This is a genomic window from Vogesella oryzagri, from assembly GCF_040148885.1.
In the GTDB taxonomy this organism is placed as follows: Bacteria; Pseudomonadota; Gammaproteobacteria; order Burkholderiales; family Chromobacteriaceae; genus Vogesella; species Vogesella oryzagri.
Map to the genome: position 1 here is coordinate 107,492 of NZ_JBEFLD010000003.1, position 16,962 is coordinate 124,453.

Annotated in this window: 13 protein-coding genes, 5 tRNA genes and 1 pseudogene; 8 read left to right on the top strand and 11 right to left on the bottom strand. The window is 61.5% G+C overall.

Annotated elements, in window-relative coordinates; genetic code table 11:
* Positions 1–45 precede the first annotated feature (45 nt).
* The 7 genes from ABNW52_RS05765 to ABNW52_RS05795 are packed head-to-tail and all read right to left on the bottom strand — an operon-like array spanning position 46 to position 5,456.
* Complete coding sequence (locus ABNW52_RS05765) at positions 46–1,065, bottom strand: quinone-dependent dihydroorotate dehydrogenase (protein ID WP_349585302.1); 1,020 nt, start codon at positions 1,063–1,065, stop codon at positions 46–48.
* Between the two features lie 58 nt (positions 1,066–1,123).
* Positions 1,124–1,756 (bottom strand): malonic semialdehyde reductase, encoded by a 633-nt coding sequence (locus ABNW52_RS05770; protein WP_349585305.1) that lies wholly within the window; start codon positions 1,754–1,756, stop codon positions 1,124–1,126.
* Positions 1,740–2,534, bottom strand: a complete 795-nt coding sequence (gene motD / locus ABNW52_RS05775; RefSeq protein ID WP_349585308.1) for a flagellar motor protein MotD — start codon at positions 2,532–2,534, stop codon at positions 1,740–1,742. Before motD ends, ABNW52_RS05770 begins: the two co-directional genes overlap by 17 nt.
* Positions 2,535–2,590: 56 nt before the next feature.
* Entirely contained in the window at positions 2,591–3,520 is a 930-nt protein-coding gene (locus ABNW52_RS05780; RefSeq protein ID WP_349585311.1) for a S49 family peptidase, read from the bottom strand.
* A gap of 13 nt (positions 3,521–3,533) precedes the next feature.
* Positions 3,534–3,890, bottom strand: coding sequence for a Rieske (2Fe-2S) protein (locus ABNW52_RS05785; protein WP_349585314.1), 357 nt, complete (start codon positions 3,888–3,890; stop codon positions 3,534–3,536).
* Entirely contained in the window at positions 3,869–4,525 is a 657-nt protein-coding gene (locus ABNW52_RS05790; RefSeq protein WP_349585317.1) for an HAD-IA family hydrolase, read from the bottom strand. Before ABNW52_RS05790 ends, ABNW52_RS05785 begins: the two co-directional genes overlap by 22 nt.
* The gene (locus tag ABNW52_RS05795) at positions 4,515–5,456 is read right to left on the bottom strand and encodes an RluA family pseudouridine synthase (RefSeq protein WP_349585319.1); all 942 of its coding nucleotides are present in this window, start codon (positions 5,454–5,456) and stop codon (positions 4,515–4,517) included. The genes ABNW52_RS05790 and ABNW52_RS05795 overlap by 11 nt, the downstream gene beginning before the upstream one ends.
* Positions 5,457–5,972: 516 nt before the next feature.
* Between ABNW52_RS05795 and ABNW52_RS05800 the strand changes: the two genes are divergently transcribed.
* The 6 genes from ABNW52_RS05800 (at position 5,973) to ABNW52_RS05825 (ending at position 9,579) form a co-directional block, all read left to right on the top strand.
* Positions 5,973–8,939 carry an Rne/Rng family ribonuclease gene (locus tag ABNW52_RS05800; RefSeq protein WP_349585321.1) on the top strand — a complete coding sequence of 989 codons (2,967 nt, stop codon included), beginning with the start codon at positions 5,973–5,975 and terminating at the stop codon, positions 8,937–8,939.
* 92 nt (positions 8,940–9,031) lie between these two features.
* Positions 9,032–9,107, top strand: a tRNA-Asn gene (locus tag ABNW52_RS05805).
* Between the two features lie 27 nt (positions 9,108–9,134).
* A tRNA-Asn gene (locus tag ABNW52_RS05810) sits at positions 9,135–9,210 on the top strand.
* 47 nt (positions 9,211–9,257) lie between these two features.
* Positions 9,258–9,333: transfer RNA gene (locus ABNW52_RS05815), tRNA-Asn, on the top strand.
* 47 nt (positions 9,334–9,380) lie between these two features.
* A tRNA-Asn gene (locus ABNW52_RS05820) sits at positions 9,381–9,456 on the top strand.
* Positions 9,457–9,503: 47 nt separating this feature from the next.
* Positions 9,504–9,579, top strand: a tRNA-Asn gene (locus ABNW52_RS05825).
* A gap of 561 nt (positions 9,580–10,140) precedes the next feature.
* On the opposite strand, the pseudogene ABNW52_RS18545 reads toward ABNW52_RS05825, so the two are convergent.
* Positions 10,141–10,209 (bottom strand): annotated as a pseudogene (locus ABNW52_RS18545) (hypothetical protein); the annotation flags it as partial.
* A gap of 197 nt (positions 10,210–10,406) precedes the next feature.
* Positions 10,407–11,036 carry a hypothetical protein gene (locus tag ABNW52_RS05835; RefSeq protein WP_349585325.1) on the bottom strand — a complete coding sequence of 210 codons (630 nt, stop codon included), beginning with the start codon at positions 11,034–11,036 and terminating at the stop codon, positions 10,407–10,409.
* Positions 11,037–11,438: 402 nt separating this feature from the next.
* Between ABNW52_RS05835 and ABNW52_RS05840 the strand changes: the two genes are divergently transcribed.
* Positions 11,439–12,290: a hypothetical protein gene (locus tag ABNW52_RS05840; protein WP_349585327.1), complete on the top strand. Its 852-nt coding sequence runs from the start codon at positions 11,439–11,441 to the stop codon at positions 12,288–12,290.
* 256 nt (positions 12,291–12,546) lie between these two features.
* Positions 12,547–13,422, top strand: a complete 876-nt coding sequence (locus ABNW52_RS05845; protein WP_349585330.1) for a substrate-binding periplasmic protein — start codon at positions 12,547–12,549, stop codon at positions 13,420–13,422.
* A 6-nt stretch (positions 13,423–13,428) separates the two neighbouring features.
* Here ABNW52_RS05845 and ABNW52_RS05850 read toward each other — a convergent pair whose 3' ends face one another.
* Both ABNW52_RS05850 and alaS read right to left on the bottom strand, forming a co-directional pair.
* A complete protein-coding gene (locus ABNW52_RS05850; protein WP_349585331.1) occupies positions 13,429–14,166 on the bottom strand; it encodes a substrate-binding periplasmic protein in 738 nt (245 codons plus the stop codon).
* A gap of 123 nt (positions 14,167–14,289) precedes the next feature.
* Positions 14,290–16,920 (bottom strand): alanine--tRNA ligase, encoded by a 2,631-nt coding sequence (gene alaS, locus ABNW52_RS05855; protein ID WP_349585334.1) that lies wholly within the window; start codon positions 16,918–16,920, stop codon positions 14,290–14,292.
* Between the last annotated feature and the right edge of the window lie 42 nt (positions 16,921–16,962).

Genomic DNA, 16,962 nt, shown 5'->3' on the forward strand with positions numbered 1-16,962 from the left:
AAGCCCGCCTAGGCGGGCTTTTGCGTTGCCAGGTTGGCCGCAGCGTCAGCGCGACTGCAGTGCGCTGGCACACTCGGCAATCAGGCCCGGGCCACGATAGATCAGGCCGGAATACAGCTGCACCAGCGTGGCACCGGCGGCGATCTTCTCTTGTGCGTCTTCGCCGCACAGAATGCCGCCCACGCCGATGATGGGCAGTGCGCCGTCCAGCGCGGTGGCCAGATTGCGGATCAGCTGGGTGGAGCGCTGACGTACCGGCGCACCGGACAGACCGCCGGTCTCGTGTTCCAGCGGATGGCCGGCAATTTCGCTGCGCGACAGTGTGGTGTTGGTGGCGATCACCGCATCCAGCTTGTGTTGCATCAGCAGGCGGGCGATGGCCTCGGTCTGCTCGGCATCCAGATCCGGTGCGATCTTCACCGCCAGCGGTACGTAGCGGCCGTACTGGTCTGCCAGTCGCGACTGGCGGTTTTTCAGCGCCAGCAGCAGGTCGGACAGTTCATCGGCCTGCTGCAGTTGGCGCAGGTTCTTGGTGTTGGGCGAAGAGATATTGACCGCGACGTAGCTGGCGCATTCGTACACCTTGTCCAGGCAGGTCAGGTAGTCGTCCTTGGCATTTTCGATCGGCGTACTGGCGTTCTTGCCGATGTTGATGCCCAGAATCCCCTTGAAGCGGCTTTGGCGCACGTTCTGCAGCAGTACGTCCACGCCCTTGTTGTTGAAGCCCATGCGGTTGATGATGCCGCGGTGCTCCGGCACGCGGAACAGGCGCGGCTTGGGGTTGCCGTCCTGCGGGCGCGGGGTGATGGTGCCGATTTCGAGGAAACCGAAGCCCAGCGCCGCCAGTGCGTCGATATGGTCGCCGTTCTTGTCCAGACCGGCGGCCAGGCCGACCGGATTCGGGAAGGTGAGTCCCATGGCTTTTACCGGATTGCGGCCAACCTTGCCGGCTAACAGACCGGTGAGCTGCAGCTGGTGGGCGACATCCAGCATTTTCAGCGTCATCTCATGCGCTTTTTCGGCATCGGTCTTGAACAGCAAGGGGCGTATCAGGGGGTAAAGCATGGTAACTCCGGGATATGAAAACGCCCGGCATTATAACCGGGCGCGATGTCTGGTGGGGTTAGACGATCTGACAAGCGTCGTCAAAGGCAAAACGCGGCGCGCGCGCATGCAGCTTGCTGGCCTCGCCGTAGCCCAGATTGATCAGGAAATTGGACTTGACGGTGCCGTCCGGGAAGAACGCGGCGTCCACCGCGGCATTGTCAAAGCCGGACATCGGGCCGCAATCCAGCCCTAGGGCGCGCGCCGCCATGATCAGGTAGGCGCCCTGCAGCGAGCTGTTGCGGAAGGCGGTGCTCTGGATCACCGCGTCGTTGCCGGCAAACCAGCTGCGCGCGTCCGGGCTGTGCGGAAACAGCTTGCCCAGTTGCTCGTAGAACTGCATGTCCATGCCGACGATGACGGTCACCGGAGCCAGCATGGTCTTGTCGACATTACCGGCAGACAGGCAGGGCTTGAGTTTGGCCTTGGCTTCCGGCGATTGCACGAACACAAAGCGCGCCGGCGAACAGTTGGCGCTGGTGGGGGCCATTTTCAGCAGGTCGAACAGTTCGTGCAGGGTGGTTTCGCTCACCTTGCGCTCTTGCCAGTGGGTGTGGGTGCGGGCATCGGTAAACAGTTGCGCCAGAGCGGCCGGTGTGATGTGCGTGGTCATGATGGATTCCTCGGCGTAGCCGTTACGGAGTGGGTACACGGTTGCCGCCTGCCGGCAGGCTATCCTGCGGCAGCGCGGTGTTGGAAATGATGGTGATCGCCACGCGGCGGTTCTTGGCGCGGCCTTCGGTGCTGTTGTTGTCGGCGGCGGGCTTGGTTTCGGCGCGGCCAACGGCGACCAGCCGCTCCGGCGCAATGCCGTTTTCCATGAACAGGCGCACGATGCTGCCGGCGCGTGCGGCGGACAGCTCCCAGTTGGACGGATACATCGCGTTACGGATCGGGGTGTTGTCGGTGAAGCCTTCCACCCGGATCTGGTTATCCACGCTGGCGAGTTGGCGTGCCACATCGGCCAGCAGCTGCGGCGAGTTGCCCAGCGGGCTGGCCTGACCGGCGGGGAAGAGCGCGGTGTCGCGGATCTCGACATGAATGCCTTCGTCGTCCTGGCGCATGGACAGCTGGCCGCCCTGGATCAGTGGCGACAGCGTCTTGGCCAGACCGCTGGTGAGTGTTTCCAGCTTTTGCCGCTCCCGCAGCCGGGCTTCGCCCTTGACCGCGGTGGCAATCGGCTTGGTGTTGGGCAGTTCGATCATGGTGTTGGCGCTGCCGGCCGGCGGCGTGGCCTGGATCGCCAGGCTGCCCTCGCGGAAGGCGTCCACCATGGCGCTGGACAGTACACGGTATTTGCCTTCGTTTACCTGCGAGATCGAGTACATCACCACAAAAAAGGCGAACAGCAGGGTGATGAAGTCGGCGTAGGAAACCAGCCAGCGCTCGTGATTCTCGTGTTCTTCTTCCTGTCTGCGGCGTCGCGCCATGTGTTGCCCCCTTGGGTAGAACAATGCGGCCTGCGGCCAACCTGTTGTGGTGCGGTCTAGCGCCAGCGGGTATCGAACAGGGTTTGGACGCTGCCGCGGAACATCACGCCCATCTGGCGCGCCACGCGGCTGGCAAAGTCGTCATCCGGCGTGTAATCCACCAGGGTATCGGCCTTGATGATGTCGCGGGCCACCGAGTTTATCGAGCCCAGACCATCGGCCAGCCCCAGCGGGATGGCGCTGCTTCCCAGCCAGACGCGGCCGCTGAACAGGTCTGGATCATTGTGCAAACGTTGGCCGCGGCCCTGTTTCACCACGGCGATGAACTGCTGGTGGATCTCGTTCAGCAGCGACTGGCGAATGGCTTCCTGGCGCGGGTCCTGCGGCGAGAACGGGTCGCCCATGCCCTTGTTGCTGCCGGCGGTGGCCAGGCGGCGTTCGATGCCGAGCTTGCCCATTGCCTTGTCAAAGCCGAAGCCTTCGGAAATCACGCCGATGGAGCCGACCAGACTGGCCTTGTCCACGTAGATGCGGTCTGCCGCCGCGGCGATGTAGTAGCAGCCGGAGGCGCAGACTTCTTCCACCACCACATACAACGGTACCGCCGGGTGGCGTTTTTTCAGCAGGCGGATTTCATCGTTGGCAATACCGGACAGGGCGGGGCTGCCGCCTGGGCTATTGGCACGGATGATGATGCCGCGGGTGTTCGGGTCGTCGTAGGCCTGCTTCAGGCCTTCTACCAGCTTGGCGCCGGCCTGGCCCTCGCTGTCGATCACCCCTTCCAGTGCCACCATGGCGGTATGTTTGCCGGCATGTTCGCGCTCGAAGCCCGAGCTGCTGAACAGCAGAAATAGCAGGCCGATGGCGACGCCAAGCCACATCAGGCGAAAGAAGGTTTTCCAGCGGCGTGTCCGACGCTGCTCGATCAGGCCGGCGCTGGCCAGCTTTTCGATCAATTGGCGTTCCCAGTGTGGTTCGTGTTCCAAGGTTATCCTCGTGTCACTTGTCCATGACGGGCAAATAGTATACCTGGCCGTCGATTTCTTCGACCTGCAGCTTGAACAGGCTGCGGCCATAGCAAGGGCCGGCGATGCACTGCCCGCTATCTGGCAGGTACAAGGCGCCATGCAGGCTGCAGATCAGATACTGGCCGCTGCTGTCAAAGAAGCGGCCGTCCTGCCAGTCCAGTTCCGTGGGGACATGCCGGCAGCGGTTCAGATAGGCGTGTACCGCGCCGCCGCTGCGAATGGCAAACGCCGGTGCGGTCTCGCCGGGAATCTGTACCTCGAAGCGCACGCCACGGCCACCGTCTTGCAGCTGCTCGCTGCGGGCAATCAGTTGCCGCTGAGCAGCCATGCCTGCAGTTCGGCAAAACTGTGGAAGATGGCGCGCGGTTCGCAGTCTTCCAGGTCTTCCAGCGGGTGGGCGCCGTAGCTGACACCGGCGGCCATGGTGCCGGCGTTGCGTGCCATCAGCAGGTCGTGGGTGGTGTCGCCCACCATCAGCGTGCGCGCCGGCAGCATGCCTAGCTGCTCGGTGATCTGCAGCAGCATTTCCGGGTGCGGCTTTGACTGGCACTCATCCACGGTGCGGGTTGTGAGGAAGTGCTTGCCGATGCCGGTGGCGGCCAGCACGCGGTCCAGCCCGACACGGCTCTTGCCGGTGGCTACCGCCAGCAGGTAGCCGGCGTCTTCCAATGCGGCCAACCCTTCCACCACGCCGTCGAACAACTCGATGGTTTCGTCGCCGGACAGGTAGTGGTGGCGATAGGCTTGCACCATGTCCTGGTAGCCGCTTTCCGGCAGGCCGGGGCAGACGTAGCGCATCGCATCCACCAGCCCCAAGCCGATGACGTGGCTGGCACGTTCGCGCGGCGGGGTGGGCAGGCCCAGGTCGCGGCAGGCGGCCTGGATGGAGTGCACGATGTGGGCGGTGGAGTCCATCAGCGTGCCATCCCAGTCGAACACGATCAGATCAAGTTCATGCTTCATGTGTCAGGGTATCCAGAAAGCGGGTCAGTTCGGCCGGTAGCGGGGCGTGCAGCGCAAGCGGCTCGCCGGTGAGCGGGTGCGGCAGTGCCAGGTTGGCCGCATGCAGGAACATGCGCTTGAGACCACGCTTCTGCAGCTCGCGGTTGGCGGCAAAATCACCATACTTTTCATCGCCGGCGATCGGGCAGCCGCTGGCCTGCATGTGCACGCGAATCTGGTGCGTACGCCCGGTGCGCAGCAGCGCTTCTACCAGCGTAAATCCCCGGTAGCGCTGTTGCACGCTAAAAATGGTGTGCGCGTAGATACCCTGGTCGGCATCCACCCGTACCATGCGCTCGCCGCTGGGGGTGTGGAAGCGGTGCAGCGGCAACTTGACGTGCTGCACATTGGCCGGCCAGCTGCCCAGCCCCAGCGCGAAATAGCGCTTCTGCGGCACGTCGTTGCGGATCATTTCATGCAGCTTCACCAGTGCCGAACGTTTCTTGGCGATCATCAGCAGGCCGGAGGTTTCCCGGTCCAGGCGATGCACCAGCTCCAGATAGCGGGCGTCGGGACGCGCGCGACGCAGCTGTTCGATCACGCCGAACGACACGCCGCTGCCGCCATGTACGGCGACGCCGGCCGGTTTGTTGATGACCAGCAGCGCATCGTCTTCGTACACGATGGGAAACTCGCAGCCGGGCACGGCCTCCTGGGACGGGCGCTCGGCCACGCGTATTGGCGGGACGCGGATTTCGTCACCGATGGCCAGCTTGGTGTCGGCGCGGGCGCGGCCCTTGTTCACGCGAATTTCGCCGGAGCGGATGATGCGGTAAATATGGCTTTTGGGCACGCCGCGCAGGAGTCGGACCAGGTAGTTGTCCAGCCGCTGCTCGGCGCCGTTTTCGTCTACACGGTGCAGGGTTACAGAATCTTTGCGAATGTCAGTCATAATGCTTATACTTCGTGGGCTTTTCGCCATGCTTTCGTGCGAGAAGCTCACCGGTAAAGGGTCGCGGACAGGATGTTTGCGGCGCTGCTGCGCAACACCGACTGGCCGGCTGGCTTATTGCCAGGCCTGACGCCGGTTTCCCGGACGCAGCCAAGGTTGTCTCGCTCACCCCAAAGTAGCGATGTTAATGCATTTACATGCATGACGCACTCACGCCAGTTCCCATCCCGCAACGCCAAGCCAGTTTCGGGGTTTGCAGCAAAGTTTGACCCGGCGTGGCCTGCCGCACCCAATTCGTTCCCGCCAGCGTTTATTTCCTCTGGAGGGGGCAATCCAGAAGCCGGAAGCCGTACACGGCTACCGGGGGCCACGTGACACTAGACAGGAAGTCGGCTTAGTACATCGTTGTATTGCGCTCTTTACTCTACGCTTCTTTCGGAATGCGCCCATCTCAGACATTGGGCCGTCAAATACTTGCTGTAACCCTTGCGTGAGTGTGCGCACAGGGAATTTTTAATGAAACGCATGCTTTTCAATGCGACGCAGGCAGAAGAACTGCGCGTCGCCATTGTTGATGGGCAAAAGCTCATCGATCTTGATATCGAGACGGTTGGCAAGGAGCAACGCAAGGGCAATATCTACAAAGGGACGATCACTCGTATCGAGCCGTCCCTTGAGGCTTGCTTTGTCGATTACGGTACCGAACGTCACGGTTTCCTGCCATTCAAGGAAGTTGCCCGTTCCTATTTCCAGAACTACGACGGTGGTCGTCCGCGTATCCAGGACGTGCTGCGCGAAGGTATGGAAGTTGTGGTGCAGGTGGAGAAGGACGAGCGTGGCAACAAGGGTGCCGCACTCACCACTTATATCAGCCTGGCTGGCCGCTATGTGGTGCTGATGCCGAACAACCCGCGCGGCGGCGGTGTTTCGCGCCGTATCGAGGGTGAAGAGCGTCAGGAACTGAAAGATCTGCTGGCACAACTGGAAGTGCCGGGCGGCATGAGCCTGATCGCCCGCACCGCCGGTATCGGTCGCAATCTGGAAGAACTGCAGTGGGATCTCAACTACCTGCTGCAGCTGTGGCGCGCCGTTGATGGTGCCGCCGGTGCCCAGTCCGCGCCGTTCCTGATTCTGCAGGAAGGCAGCCTGGTTATTCGTGCCATCCGCGATTACTTCCAGCCGGATATCGGCGAAATCCTCATTGATACCGAGGAAATCTACGAGCAGGCCCGTCAGTTCATGAGTCACGTGATGCCCAACAACGTTGGCCGCGTGAAACTGTACAAAGACCCGGTGCCGCTGTTCTCCCGTTTCCAGATCGAACACCAGATCGAAACCGCCTTCTCTCGCGCGGTGACGCTGCCGTCTGGCGGCGCCATCGTGATCGATCACACCGAAGCACTGGTTTCCGTCGACGTGAACTCGGCTCGTGCCACCAAGGGTGCGGATATCGAGGACACCGCTTTCCGGACCAACCTGGAGGCGGCCGAAGAGATCGCCCGTCAACTGCGTCTGCGCGACCTAGGCGGCCTGATCGTTATCGATTTCATCGATATGGAAAACCCGAAGAACCAGCGCGACGTGGAAAACCGCCTGCGCGACGTGCTCAAGCACGATCGTGCCCGCGTGCAGATGGGCAAGCTGTCCCGTTTCGGCCTGCTGGAACTGTCGCGTCAGCGCCTGCAACCGTCGCTGGGTGAAACCAGCCACGTGCCGTGCCCGCGTTGTCACGGTATCGGCTTCATTCGCGGTATCGAATCCTCCGCCCTGCACATCCTGCGCATCATTCAGGAAGAGGCGATGAAGGAAAACACCGGCGCGGTACACGCGCAGGTGCCAGTGGATGTGGCCACGTTCCTGCTGAACGAAAAGCGTGCCGAAATCTACTCCATCGAAGCCCGTCTTGATGTTGCGGTGGTGCTGATTCCTAACCTGCATCTGGAAACCCCGCATTACCAGATCGTTCGTGTTCGTCATGATGATCTGGCGGAAGTTGGGGATGCGCCGAGCTACCGTCGTGTGGAAATGCCGGAGCAGACCGATGTCTTGCCGTTCGGCCAGGAAAAAGCCAAGCCGGAGCGTCTGGAAGCGGCGGTGAAAGGCATTACCCCGGCACAGCCGGCGCCGATGGCGACAGAGCCGCAGGCGCCTGCGCAAGCGGCGGCACCTGTTGCTACTGCTGGCGAGGGCCTGCTGGGCAAGATTGTCGGTTGGTTCAAGGGGCTGCTGGGTGAAGCGCCGGCGCCAGTGACCGAGCCGAAGGTGGAAGCCAAGAAGCCGGTAGCTCGCGAACAGCGTGGTCCGCGTCAGCGTAATGAGCGCCGTAGCGGTGGCAACGGTCAGCGTCGTGAGCGTGACGAGCAGCGCGGTAATCGTGAGTCTGGCCGTGAGGCCGGTCGCGAAGAGCGTCAGCCGCGTCAGGACGAGCGTCGCCGTGGTGCGCAGGAAGCGGTGGCACGCGATGAGCAGGCGCCGCGTCAAGAGCGTGCGCCGCGGCGCGAGCGTGAGCCGCGTGAGGCTCGCGAGCCGCGCGAGAACAGCCCGCGTAACGAAGCCGTAGAAGGTGAAGTGGTGCGCGAAGGTCGCGATCAGGGGCAGCGCAACGAGCGCCGTCGCGAGCGCAATCGTGATGCCAACAAGGACGCGCAAGTTGCGGCCAACGTTGAAGCCAGTCTGGTGGCCGGTGAGGCAGTTGCCGAGCAAGCCGCTGAAGCCGTGGCCGCAGGCGAACAGGCACCGACGGCAGAAGCCGGCGAGCAGCAGCGCGAGCCGCGCGAGCGTCGTCGTCGTCGTTCGCGTCGTGATCGACGTGATGATGTTGCCAATGGCGAGACCGCTGCAGAAGCCGTAGCGGCGGAGCAGGGCGACGTTGCCGCGATAGATAGCGAAGCTGAAACCGCGGTGTCTGAGGCCGTTGTGCCGGCGGTGGAAGTTGACGCTGCCGTGGCGCCAGTGGCGAGCGAACTGGTGCTTGCCGCCCCAGTAGCGGAACAGGCTGAGCAGGTGCTGGAAGTTACCCAAGCAGTGTCGGAGCCGGAAGCGGTGGCTGCGGTAGAGGCTGAAGAAGTGGCCCAGACTGAAACCGTTGAGCCGGCGATTATGGCGGCCGAGGCGGTGGTCGAGCTGGCCGAGGTTGTTGAGCCTGCGCCGTTTGCCGTGGCCGACGTCGTGGCTGACGCAGTACCGGCCGAAGTGACCGCTGTCGCCGCCGTCGAAGTGCAGACAGAAGTCATCAATGTTGCCGCTGCGGTGATTGCCGAAGTGAAGGTGGCGGCACCGGCCACCAGCATCGCCACGGCAACCGCTGCGCCAGCGGAGCTGGGTGGCTTGGTCATGGTGACGACTCGCGCGCTCAGCGAACTGCCGCAAGCCGTTGAAGTGGCAGAGGAACCCAAGGGCAAGCGCCGCCGCGAAGTGGTGCGTGATGCCGCCGAAGTCGCGCCGATCGAGCTGGTGCAGGTGCAGACTCGCAACGAAGGCTAATCGCTGAAAGTACCGTCAGGCCTGAAAAGTTTGTGATTTCAGGCTTGACGAAAAGCGAAGTGCTGCCTAAAATGCGCAGCTCTTGAAACGAATCCCTGATAGCTCAGTTGGTAGAGCGACGGACTGTTAATCCGCAGGTCGCTGGTTCGAGCCCAGCTCGGGGAGCCAGTTTCAAGCAGTGCAGTAATTTTGTGTTCCCTGATAGCTCAGTTGGTAGAGCGACGGACTGTTAATCCGCAGGTCGCTGGTTCGAGCCCAGCTCGGGGAGCCAAACAATTTGGAAGCATCGGCGGCGCCGGTGGTTCACGCAAGAAATGTTCCCTGATAGCTCAGTTGGTAGAGCGACGGACTGTTAATCCGCAGGTCGCTGGTTCGAGCCCAGCTCGGGGAGCCAAACAATTTGGAAGCATCGGCGGTGCCGGTGATTCATGCAAGAAATGTTCCCTGATAGCTCAGTTGGTAGAGCGACGGACTGTTAATCCGCAGGTCGCTGGTTCGAGCCCAGCTCGGGGAGCCAAACAATTTGGAAGCATCGGCGGCGCCGGTGATTCATGCAAGAAATGTTCCCTGATAGCTCAGTTGGTAGAGCGACGGACTGTTAATCCGCAGGTCGCTGGTTCGAGCCCAGCTCGGGGAGCCAAGAATCAACGCTACGAACCGAATGGTCGTGGCGTTTTTTCTTGCCCAAAACGCTGTCAGGGCGATATTCCATCGATACATCCGCAGTGTTCAGCATGATGTGGCCAATGAACGAACCCATCAGTGCGCGCAACTTTGCCGGCTTGTCTGTATTCCTCACTACCCGCGCCATCGCGGCCGTAGCCAGATTGATTTCCTCATCCGTCACCTGAATTTCTGGCGCCGCCTCATCGTCAATCCTGGCGAGGTCATCTTCTAGCGTTTTGATCTGGGTATTCAGCTCGCGGATCCGGCCGGCCAGGTCCCCGAGGTGTGGCGCATCCTTGCCGTGCAGCTCCAGGACATCAAACAGGTTGGCTCTGCGCCGGGTGGCTTCCTTAATTTCACGCAGCACGGCTTCACGGCGCCGCAGGTGCTCGTCCTGCCAGCTATTGGTCAGCTCGGCAATTTCCTTCATGACATCCCGCATGCGGGCAGGGGTCAGAACCTGGCCAAGTACGGTGTCTACCATCCAGGAGTCGAACTCCGGGGCGCTGATGCGGCGGTTGCGGCAGCCGGCACCTTTCTGTGCCTTGCTGCAGTTGTAGTAGTGGTAGAGCTTGGCGCGGCCGGTGGCGGTTTCTGTCTGCATGGCGGCGCCGCACTCGCCGCACCGCAAGATGCCGGTGAACACAAATTGGCTGTGCGGGCTCGCGCTCGATGCGGCGGGCCAGATCCGCGGTGACCACCGGGGCGGCTACCAGCTGCTCAATGGCGGCATCGCCCAGCTGGTTGCGCTCGCGCACCGCCTGCAGCGTGGCCTCGCGGATCTTGGCCGCACGCTCGGCGTTAGTGGCCATGGCCCACGCTGGTGGCGCTGTCGCCCTTGCGGCCGTTGCCCGGGGTGATCTTTACCGCCGGCGGTGCGTTCGGCTCGGGGTAGGGGTCGAAGTGCTTGGCATCGCTCTGGCGGCGGGCCTCTACCTCGGTGGCGTTGTAGCCGATTTCCTCCCACACCATGGATTGTGGCAGGCCCAGCGCTTTCAGCTTCAGCGCCCGGTCGGTGGTTTGGCTCAGGGTCTCGGTGCGGCGCTCGGCAAAGGTGATGGCAAACGTCTCGGCGTCCGGGTTGATGCCGCGCAGCAGCAGCTGCAGGCGAAAGCCGAATTCATAGACCAGCGCCAGCATGTCCTGCAGCTGGTCCACCTCGTCGAAGTAATCCCGCTTCAGGTCTTCCAGGATGTCTCGGGCCATGCCGTCGGTGTAGCCCATCATGCCCTTGGGCAGCGGGGTGCCGGCAAAGAAGCTGTCCAGCAGGTACAGCACGTCCTGGATGTCGCCCAGGGTGAGCATGCCCAGGCCGTAGGCATCGCCGTTGGCGTAGTCCGGCCGGAAGTATTCCCACAGGCCCAGCAGATCGCGCTCCACCACCGCATCGTCGGTACCGGCCGGCCAGTCCTTCACAAAGGGGAAGGTCACAAAGTTGCCGACCTGCTCGCACACCACCAGCGCGGAACAGGATGGCCTTCAAGGTTGCGTGCGGTCGCTGCCTTGCCTTCGGCCGTGCGTGGCCCCGTGGCGCTTGCCCAGGCCTTCAGCAGCCCCTTGTGGAATGGCGCCTGCGCGCAAGGTTGGCCGCAAAACGGACACGGCGCGGTGTAGCGGTAGGGGTGATGCTCGGCCGACGGCTCATCCTCCACTGTATCCGGCTGCGCATCGAAGGTATGGCGGCAGGGGGCACAGCGGAAGGTGACGGAATCAAGCGGGGAAGAGAGGTCGCGTTTCGTGGCCATGCTGCGATTACAGCATGCCACTCGCAGGTGTTTCAGGGGTGGAAAATGCGCTCCCTATGGCAAATAATGACATTTTGATGGAGGCGTTATGAAGAAGAAAAATGTAGGCAAAGAAGCCAAGCTGAAAATTGAGATTGATTTGCCCGAAGGGCACTCTGGTTTGCGGTTGGTCGATCTGGGTGGAGGTAAAATCGTACTTGTTAATGAAAATGGTGACGTCGTTCAAGGTGCTGAATTTTCCAGATCAGTCTTTCATGATCGAGAGTCAGGGAAAATTAAAAACAGAACCGTTTATACGGGGGTTGGTGACTTTGCAAGTATATCCGGGCTTGAGGAGTTAGCATCACTTGAGAAATTTGTCGTTATCGATACAAACTCGAAGGAAATAGGGCTTAAAAAAGTCAGTGCTGCAGCTTTCGCAGTTTTTTCTATTGAAAAATGCAGTGGAAAGTACCTTATCAGTGCTGTTGATGGCGCATCGTTTATTTATGAATTCCATGATGCAGTTGGCAATCCAGAGATGCTTGCTATTTCTATTTTTATTTCTGAGGTTTGCAATAAACCAGAATGGGTTGGCTCGGGTGTCGGAATTGTAAATGATTCGGAGCTGGGTAATCATCCTGCTTTCAATCGCAGAGAAATGCCAATTTATAATAATGTTTATCTGCCCGATAGGTTTAATATCCTATACGCTGGATTTGATTCAGGTAATGAAGCTCTGAATGGTATCGTCAAGGTGCTTGACAAGCATTCGAATGAGCATTTGAGAGGGTTGGTTGAAAGTGGGGTTGATGATTTGCCAAACGTTGGAGTGCTTTGTGATGGAACTGCTGTTTGTTTTCGATGTTTGAGGTTCGACGGGCTTAAAATCGATAATCCTGAGGTTGGTGGTATTGAAGTCACTGACAACACAACATGCCAGATCGTTATTTCAGGTTGATGGATACGGCTCTGTGATTGGAGGGGGCTTGACATGGTCAGGGGCCATAGGTAGGATTCGCACCTCTCAAGCGGCACGACGCACAAAGCGTGTCGGCAGTGCAAAATTCAGCTCCACGGTTCGCAGCAAGACCGGAACGGGGAGCCAAAGACAAAAAGCCCACGGTTTTTACCGTGGGCTTTTGCGTATGGAATTGATTAGGCCATGCCGGCAGGCGATTGGCTATGCTGCTAACACCTAGTCATATGGACTGAGGATGCAAGTCACTGTGAATTCCCATTGGGACGGGCATCTACGCCGGATGCTGTGCTGGCTGTTGCTGCTGATGTGTGCGAAGGCAAGCATGGCGGTACCACCTCTGCGTTATTTTCCGGTCGGTCCGATTTATGAGTATCGCTGGAAGGTGCTGGAGCTGGCCTTGGCGCATGCGCGGCTGGGCGAGCTGCCATCATTGCAGCCATTTGCCGAAGAGTTGTCGCAGGAGCGTGCCATGGCGCTGTTACAGGGCAGTGGCGCCATCGACGTGCTGGCCTTGGGCACCAATCGCGGCCGTGAGGCGCACATGCTGCCGGTGAAGATCGATATCAGCCGTGGCATGGTGGGCTATCGCGTGCTGATCATCCGTTCTGCCACACAACAGCGCTTTCTGGGCCTGCAGCTGGACGGGCTGCGCCGGTTGAATTTTGGCCTGAACGAGGCCTGGGCAGATGTGCCGATCATGGAAGCGAATGGTCTGCCGGTGGTAAGGGCATCCGGCTACGAAAATCTGTTCACCATGTTGGCCGCAGGCCGATTCGATGCTTTCCCGCGCGGTCTCAACGAAGCGCGCCGCGAATTGTTGCAGCGCCGTCTGCAGTTCCCGCAGTTGATGTTGGAGCCTGAGTTGGCGCTGTATTTTCCCTACCCGGTGTATTTCTGGGTGCGCAAGGACAATCAGCCGCTGGCGCGCAGCATCGAACACGGGCTTCGCTTGGCGCTGGCCGACGGTTCCTGGCGCCGCCTGTTCGAGCGCTACTATGCTGCAGAAATTGCCGAGTTGCGCGCCCACCCTCGGCGGGTGTTCCAGCTCGCCAATCCGGTGCTGCCGGATGGGGATCTACCGCCCGATACCAGCTGGTGGTGGCGGCGCTAGCCGCCATCAGGGCTGGATGCCGGCTTGTTTCAGGGTGCTGGTGATGATCTTGCGGCTTTCACCGCTAGCATCCATACGGGCCAGCGTCCGCTGCAGTGTGCGTATTACCCGCGGGCGGGTGCCACGGCTGGCGGCCAGGTAGACGGTGTAGCGCTGCAGCAGCGGGCCGCGCTGCAGGCTGTCGACCGCCAGGCCTTGCTGCCGCAGTAGCATTTGCAGTGGCGGGTCGGACTGGACCAGGTAGTCGATGCTGCCGTTGCGCACCAGTCGCAGGCAGTCGGCGTGATTGTTGGCCTGGGTAAGGTGCGAGCTGGCAAAGCCGGCTGCGAGGATGCTTTCCTCGCTGGCATCCTGCCGTACGGCGCAAATGCTGCAGCAGTCACGCGCCTGGTGCAGGTTTCTGTTCAGACCGGGCTCGTGCCACAGGTACACGGCCACTTCTCCGAGCCGGGCGACCCAGATGAATTGCGACTCCCTGCTTTCGGTACGGGCCAGCGCGAAAACCAGTGTGTCCGGCCGCAAGGTGGTGTGTGCCAGGCTGCGCGCCCACGGATAGACCTGGATACCACTGGGCAGGCCACTACGCTGCAACGCGGTACGCACCACGCGGGCATAGGCGCCATCTGCCTGTTGCGGGTCGAGCAGGGTGTTGTAAGGTGGCCAGTCCTCGGTCACGGTCAGCAACGGCGCGCTGTGCGCGAGCATCGACAACAGCAGGCAGCCAAGCAGAATGAGCGGACGCATGGGACACCTCGGTGGGAGGGTTGTCGGGCTGCTCTCAGTGTGGCTCATCGGCGCCGACAGGCAAGAAAAACGGCTACCGCAAGGTAGCCGTTGTGCTGTGGTGCCGGAAAGGTTGGCCGCGGCTTACTTGGCGGCAACCCAGTCGCGGGCGCTGGCCAGTGCGGCGGCCAGGTTTTCCGGCTGCGTGCCACCGGCCTGGGCCATGTCCGGGCGACCGCCGCCTTTGCCGCCTACCTGCTGCGCCACGTGGTTGACCAGTTCACCGGCCTTGAAGCGGCCGGTCAGGTCTTTGGTGACGCCGGCAATCAGGGCCACCTTGCCGTCGGCCTTGCTGCCCAGCACGATCAGCGCCGAGCCCAGCTTGTCTTTCAGCTTGTCCAGCGTCTCGCGCAGTGTGGTGTTGTCTGCGCCTTCCAGCTCGGCCGCCAGCAGTTTCACACCGTTCACCTCCACCGCCTGCTCGGCCAGGCTTTCGCCGGCCGAGGCGGCCAGCTTGGCTTTCAGACCGGTCAGTTCTTTTTCCAGCGCCTTCAGTTCGCCTTGCAGGCTGCCGATCTTGGCCAGCACTTCATCGCTGCTCTGCGCCTTGAGGTTGGCCGCAGCGGCTTTCAACAGGGCATCCTGGGTCTGGATGTGCGCGACGGCACCTTCGCCGGTTACGGCCTCGATGCGGCGCACGCCGGCGGCGACACCGCCTTCGGATACGATCTTGAAGAAGCCGATATCGCCAGTGCGGTTCACGTGGGTGCCGCCGCACAGTTCGGCGGAGAAGTCGCCCATGGTCAGCACGCGCACTTCATCGCCGTACTTCTCGCCAAACAGCGCCATGGCACCGGCGCGTACCGCATCGTCAAAGCCCATCACCCGGGCGCTGACTTCATAGTTGGCTGCTACCACGTGGTTCACCACGCGTTCGATCTCGGCGATTTCCTCGGCGCTTACCGGCTGGCCGTGGGCAAAGTCGAAGCGGGTGCGCTCGGCATTCACCAGCGAACCCTTTTGCGCCACGTGGCTACCCAAGACCTTGCGCAGTGCGGCATGCAGCAGGTGGGTGGCAGAGTGGTTGCGTGCAGTGGCCTGACGCTTGTGCAGATCGATGGTGGCCTGCACGGTATCGCCTACCATCAGCGTGCCACGGTCCAGACGGCCAGTGTGGCCGAATACCGCGGACTTGATCTTCTGGGTGTCGGCCACGTCGAACAGGGCGCCCACGCCACCAGAGACGGAAATCTCGCCCACATCGCCCACCTGGCCACCGCCTTCGGCGTAGAACGCGGTGTTATCCAGTACCACGATGCCGTCGTCGCCAGCGTTCAGGCTTTGTACCGGCTCGGTACCCTTGTACAGGGCGATGATCTTGGCATCGATACTGCTGCTGTTGTAGCCGTGGAAAGTGGTGTCGGCGCCGTCGTAGCTGACATTGCCGGTCACCTTGAAGGCGGAGGCGGCGCGGGCGCGGTTGCGCTGTTCTTCCATCGCGCGCTCGAAGCCGTCCAGATCCACTTCGATATTGCGTTCGCGGCAGATATCGGCGGTGAGGTCCACCGGGAAGCCATAGGTATCGTACAGCTTGAACACGGTGTCGCCGTCCATGGCGGTCTTGCCGCCTTGCAGCGCGGCATCTACCAGCGCCATACCGGTGTCCAAGGTTTCGGCGAACTTGATTTCTTCCTGACGCAGCGCATCCTCGATCACCGCCTGTTGCTGGCGTAGTTCCGGATAGGCATCGCCCATCTCGGCCACCAGGTCGGCAACGATCTTGTGGAAGAACAGGCCTTTCTGGCCCAGCTTGTAGCCGTGGCGGATGGCGCGACGGGCAATGCGGCGCAGCACGTAACCGCGGCCGTCACTGGAGGGCAGGATGCCATCGGCGATCATGAACGAGCAGGCGCGGATGTGGTCGGCGATCACTTTCAGCGACGGTACATCCTGGCTGTACGACACGCCGGTTTCGCGTGCCGCGGCGCGTACCAGGCAGGCCAGTGCGTCGGTTTCGTAGTTGGAGTGCACGCCCTGCAGTACGGTGGACAGGCGCTCCAGGCCCATGCCGGTATCCACCGACGGCTTCGGCAGCGGGTGCAGGGTGCCGGTCTCGTCGCGGTTGAACTGCATGAACACGTTGTTCCAGATTTCCATGAAGCGGTCGCCGTCTTCATCCGGGCTGCCCGGAGGGCCGCCAGCGACGCTTGGGCCGTGATCGAAGAAGATTTCGGTGCACGGGCCGCAGGGGCCGGTGTCGCCCATGGTCCAGAAGTTGTCGGAGGCATACGGCGCGCCCTTGTTGTCGCCGATGCGCACGATTTTCTCGGCCGGCAGACCCACTTCCTTGTGCCAGATGTCGTACGCCTCGTCGTCGCTGGCGTACACGGTCACCATCAGCTTGTCCTTCGGCAGGGCCAGCCACTGTTCGCCGGTGAGAAACTCCCAGGCAAAGGTGATGGCATCGCGCTTGAAATAGTCGCCAAAGCTGAAGTTACCCAGCATTTCAAAGAAAGTATGGTGGCGCGCGGTGTAGCCAACGTTTTCCAGGTCGTTGTGCTTGCCGCCGGCGCGCAGACATTTCTGGCTGGTGGTGGCTCGGGTGTAATCGCGTTTTTCAAAGCCGAGGAACACGTCCTTGAACTGCACCATACCGGCGACAGTGAACATCAGCGTCGGGTCGTTACCCGGGATCAGGCTGCTGGAGGCCACCACCTGGTGGTTCTTGGAAGCAAAGAAGCTGAGAAACTTCTGACGGATTTCTGAGGTTTTCATGGTATTGGGCGTTGATTTCGTGATCGTTGGCTTTGCGCGCCC